This is a genomic window from Escherichia sp. KCJ4928 (assembly GCF_004352695.1).
Classification (GTDB): Bacteria; Pseudomonadota; Gammaproteobacteria; order Enterobacterales; family Enterobacteriaceae; genus ECMA0423.
Map to the genome: position 1 here is coordinate 1 of NZ_SJWV01000255.1, position 4,146 is coordinate 4,146.

Annotated in this window: 4 protein-coding genes and 1 pseudogene; 1 reads left to right on the forward strand and 4 read right to left on the reverse strand. The window is 47.9% G+C overall.

Annotated elements, in window-relative coordinates; all coding sequences use genetic code 11:
• On the reverse strand, positions 1 to 1,034 hold a 1,034-nt coding region (locus E0D98_RS21780; protein WP_131890995.1), incomplete at its 3' end, for an RNA-guided endonuclease TnpB family protein.
• 69 nt (positions 1,035 to 1,103) lie between these two features.
• Here E0D98_RS21780 and tnpA point away from each other — a divergent pair.
• A pseudogene (gene tnpA, locus E0D98_RS21785) lies at positions 1,104 to 1,466 on the forward strand (IS200/IS605 family transposase); the annotation flags it as partial.
• Positions 1,467 to 1,564: 98 nt separating this feature from the next.
• Here the strand turns inward: tnpA and E0D98_RS21790 are convergent.
• The 3 genes from E0D98_RS21790 to tehA all read right to left on the reverse strand — a co-directional run bounded on the left by E0D98_RS21790 (position 1,565) and on the right by tehA (position 4,118).
• On the reverse strand, positions 1,565 to 2,233 hold the full coding sequence (locus E0D98_RS21790) for a DUF3313 domain-containing protein (RefSeq protein ID WP_001261013.1): 669 nt from the start codon (positions 2,231 to 2,233) through the stop codon (positions 1,565 to 1,567).
• A 302-nt stretch (positions 2,234 to 2,535) separates the two neighbouring features.
• Entirely contained in the window at positions 2,536 to 3,129 is a 594-nt protein-coding gene (gene tehB, locus E0D98_RS21795) for a tellurite resistance methyltransferase TehB (protein WP_000586733.1), read from the reverse strand.
• Positions 3,126 to 4,118 (reverse strand): dicarboxylate transporter/tellurite-resistance protein TehA, encoded by a 993-nt coding sequence (gene tehA / locus E0D98_RS21800; protein ID WP_001296725.1) that lies wholly within the window; start codon positions 4,116 to 4,118, stop codon positions 3,126 to 3,128. Before tehA ends, tehB begins: the two co-directional genes overlap by 4 nt.
• Positions 4,119 to 4,146 lie beyond the last annotated feature (28 nt).

Here is a 4,146-nt window from a genome sequence, read left to right on the forward strand (position 1 = left end):
CGATTTTCTTTCGCTGTATGACCACAGCACGCGCAACGCTGGCTTGTATACGCTGGCGGAACAGCAAGCACCTGACCGCCACGCCAGAGCTGCTTGTACGCAAGCTGGCGGCGCATTTCATACCAGCCCTGATCCAGTATCGAACGGTTTAAACCTGATTTTGCCCGGACATTGCGCCCCGGCTGGCTGACCGTACCCGCTGCTGACTTTGACATGTTGCTGACCTTCAAATCCTCAATGACTATCATTGCGTGGTTTTTGCTGACGGTCGTTGTGACTTTGTGAAGGTAGTCCCTGCGGATATATGCGATACGGGAATGCAGTCGCTGTATTTTGCGTTTCTGCTTCTGCCAGTTGTTGCTGAATTTGACCTTGCGGCTTAACTGTCGCTGAAGTCTCGCCAGCGTCTTCTGGTTTTTCTGAAAACTGTTTACAGGCTCAAAGACTGTGCCATCTGACAGCGTGGCGAGTTTAGCCACGCCAGCATCCAGCCCGACCATTGATGCTGAAGGGTGAACCGGAGTGGATACTTCACTTTCTGTCTGAATACTGATGTACCACTTACCGCAGGACTGGCTGACAGTGACATTTTTCACAACACCCGTGACCTGACGGCTATTGCGGTAGCGCATCCAGCCCAGTTTCGGCAGAAAAATACGGCTGTTTTCCTGATCGAGCTTAACGCCCTGCGGGTAGCGGAATGCATCATTCTGTCCCCGCTTTTTGAATCGGGGAAAAGCAGCCCGCTTCCGGAAGAAGTTTTTGTAAGCCCGCTCAAGGTCTTTCAGTGACTGTTGCAATGGCTGTGAGGGAGAATCTTTAAGCCATTGCGTTTCAGTGGCATTTTTCCACTCAACCAGCCAGGAAGCCATTTTCCCGTAAGGGATGTATTTATTACCGGCCTCATGATTCTCATTCTGAAGCGCCAGAGCACGATTGAAAACGAAACGACATGCGCCTGCGAAGCGCCTCATTTCACGCTCCTGTTGACCACCGGGTCTTAACTGGAATTTAAATGCCTGTAATCGTTTCACAGGCCAAATGATACTTTGGTCTATGAATAAAGAAACCGATATCCGACGGGGAAGCATTGTGTTTTCCTGATGCATGTTCACCTGGTCTTTGTCACCAGATACCGACGTCAGATTTTTGACTATGACGCGACAGAAAAACTACGCACTTACTTTTCAAATGTATGTGCTGATTTTGAAGCTGAACTGGTTTAAATGGATGGCGAACCAGATCACGTCCATTTGTTAATTAACTATCCTCCCAAACTGGCGATATCCAGTCTGGTAAACAGCCTCAAAGGCGTATCGAGTAGGTGACTGCGACGAGATCGACCAGATATTGCAGTCAGGTATTACTACAAAGGCGTTTTGTGGAGTCCTGGCTATTTTGCCAGTAGCTGCGGAGGTGCGCCAATATCCGTCATCCGCCAATACATTGAACAACAGCAAACACCTGGTCAGGTGGAAAACCGCGCCTTATATCCCCGCCCTGAAGGATGGGGTTTTACGGCGCACCGGATAAAAAGCGCCATCTAACGATGGCGCGTCTGGAACTACTTTTTGTTAACGTCAAACATGGTGGCATCGGTCGCCATGTCATCAATAACTTGTTTAATATTTTCGAAAGCCATTGGCGTACTTTCGTTATTCAGGTCTTTACCTTCGCCCTGACGAACGACTTTGATAACCGGTTTATTAGTCGCTGCATCAATCAGCTCACCTTCAAAATAGAGGCGAGTATCCATGGTACGGTGGCCTGTAGCCATTTGCGTCCCCGCAACCACTAATGCAACAGGAACCACTTCATAGAATTGCAGCCCTTCTTTGCTGGTATCTACACCGGTAATGGCCCCACGGAAAATCAGACTACGCGGCCCAGCGGTGGTAACCAGTGGTTTACGCTGCGCTATCGCTTCTTTCATTTCGGTGTTGGTATAGTTCAAAATTTTATCCAGAACTTTCTGCCCTACCTGGGTAGAAGGTTTTGGTACCGGATAATAAGTGATTGGGTTCCAGACGATGCTGTCATATTTGCTTTGATCAAAACTCGGGTCTACCCAACGTAAAACAGGTTTACCTGTTGCTGAGGTTGTTTCTTTTAAATCAGAGTAATTGTTTAAAAAACCAGAATATTTATCTGGCTGGGTGATTTTAGAGGCACAACCAGACAGAGCCAACAAGCCGCATAAAGCTGCAACTTTCGCAAATGATGTGGTACGCATGAATAGTTTCCTGAGATGATTATATTACTTTCTAAGTTATAGCAAAAAGCGCCGCTTCGTGTTGTGGCAAAAAAAGTGTTGGTGAAAATAAATTTTTCAGCCCCTTTTCAGACGACATAGTCAATGCCGAAAAAGGGGCTAAGTCAATCATCAGTAGTTAAATTTCAGTAAGTTAAGCTGCTAAAAAACTTCGACTACTGTGATTAATTTCACATCCCTTCGATAAAAAATATGCTTACCGAAAAGAAGAACAGTAAATCATCTCAGCGTGGGGAATTTTCACGCGCCTTATTCTTAGCGGGTCATTTTTTACGTGCCAGCATCGTGGCGAAACGCAGTTTAATACGATTACCGTTGGCGTCGGTGCGGTGCAGCTCGCCGACGTCTTCATTGTATTTCACCCTCTCCCAGCCTTCGTAATATCGACGTAATTCTCCCTCTTTGAAGGCAAACGGGAAGCCGACGGTACATGGATAATCAGCGGTATCCATCGCCGCCACAATCAGGTTGTAACCACCAGGTTTAGTGCAACGTTGCATATTGACAATCAGCCCTGGGATGGTTTTAGCCTCAAGGAACATCAGTACCACAGTCGAAAGAATAAAATCGTACTGTCTATCAAATGTGAGGTTATTCAGATCAACGACTCGGGTGTGTAAATTATCCAGATTTTCAATGGATTTAATGCGCTCGACGTTGGCGATACTCATGGCATTTTTATCCCATGCGTCAACATCATAACCATTGGCTGCCAGGTAAAGACTGTTACGACCATTGCCACAGCCCAGATCCAGCGTTTTACCCGGTTTAACCACTTTCACCGCTTCCAGTACTTCAGAGTGTGTGCGGGTTAATTCATATTTATCAGTAAAATAGTTTTCGTCACGAATGATCATTCTTTGTCCTCTGCTTTCATTAAAACGGCGCGCTCGGTTCTGACTAACAATTTTCCCTGCATCAGAAGCGCAAAAGTACGGATGAGCAGTATTGCAATAATAAAATTGGTAAAGATAAACAGCGGCACCGCCAGCGTATGGAAAAATCCATTATCGCTGCCACTCCCCAGATGCAAACCGGTGGTTGCCAGTGCAGATACGCCGAACGAGAAACTCCAGAATGAAGCATTAAATGGCTGGGAGAGATACCATGGCATCAGACGTAGCATAAACAGCAGTTGCAGCAGTCCATAACCGAAAAGCATTTTCGCCAGCGTGTCACCCTCGCCGCCGTTGACGCTCAGCCAGGCACTACAAGCCACCAGCGCAGGAGCGAGCTGAATGCCGAGTGATGTCCGCAGTGCCGTGGGTAATTCTCCCGAACTGCGCAGACGCTGCAAGATCACCGGTTCAAGGCTTAGCCATGAGAAAACGCCTGCGCCTAAAAACACCAGACCGGCGTCGGTGTAGCCCAACGCACCACAGGCCATTGCGCTGATAAAGTTGTTGGCAACTGTCGGCAGATACAGTCCAGGCGTGGTAGCTTCTTCAGGGTGAGATCCGCGCCATAATCCCGCAGTTTGCCAGGCGGCATAAGCCAACTGAACCACGACACCAAAACTGAACAGGCACACCGCCAGTGGGCGAAACCACGGAACAAAACCAATCGCCACCAGCATCGTCGTTGCCGGAAACAAACTCACAAAACTGCTCAGCACTGGATGGCGAACTTCCGCCAGCACGCTATGCGGAAAGCGTATGAGTCGGGTAATAAATGCGCTAGTTAATAATCCCCAGATGATCATCGCCAGAATCACCAGCCCATCCCCTAACCAGTGGCTGACCTGCCAAACCTGGCTGGCATAGCGCCAGGCAAATCCCATCCCTATCGTCCCCAACACAATACCAAAGTAGCCTGCCGGCAAATTGAGCACTTTATCGCTCTGCATCTTCTTACTCATTTTGTTTAATTTATAT

What these genes read in the sequence shown, in the direction of transcription:
- E0D98_RS21790 (WP_001261013.1), bottom strand. Translation starts at nt 2,233, where the DNA reads ATGCGTACCACATCATTTGCGAAAGTTGCAGCTTTATGCGGCTTGTTG.
- tehB (WP_000586733.1), bottom strand. Translation starts at nt 3,129, where the DNA reads ATGATCATTCGTGACGAAAACTATTTTACTGATAAATATGAATTAACC.
- tehA (WP_001296725.1), bottom strand. Translation starts at nt 4,118, where the DNA reads ATGCAGAGCGATAAAGTGCTCAATTTGCCGGCAGGCTACTTTGGTATT.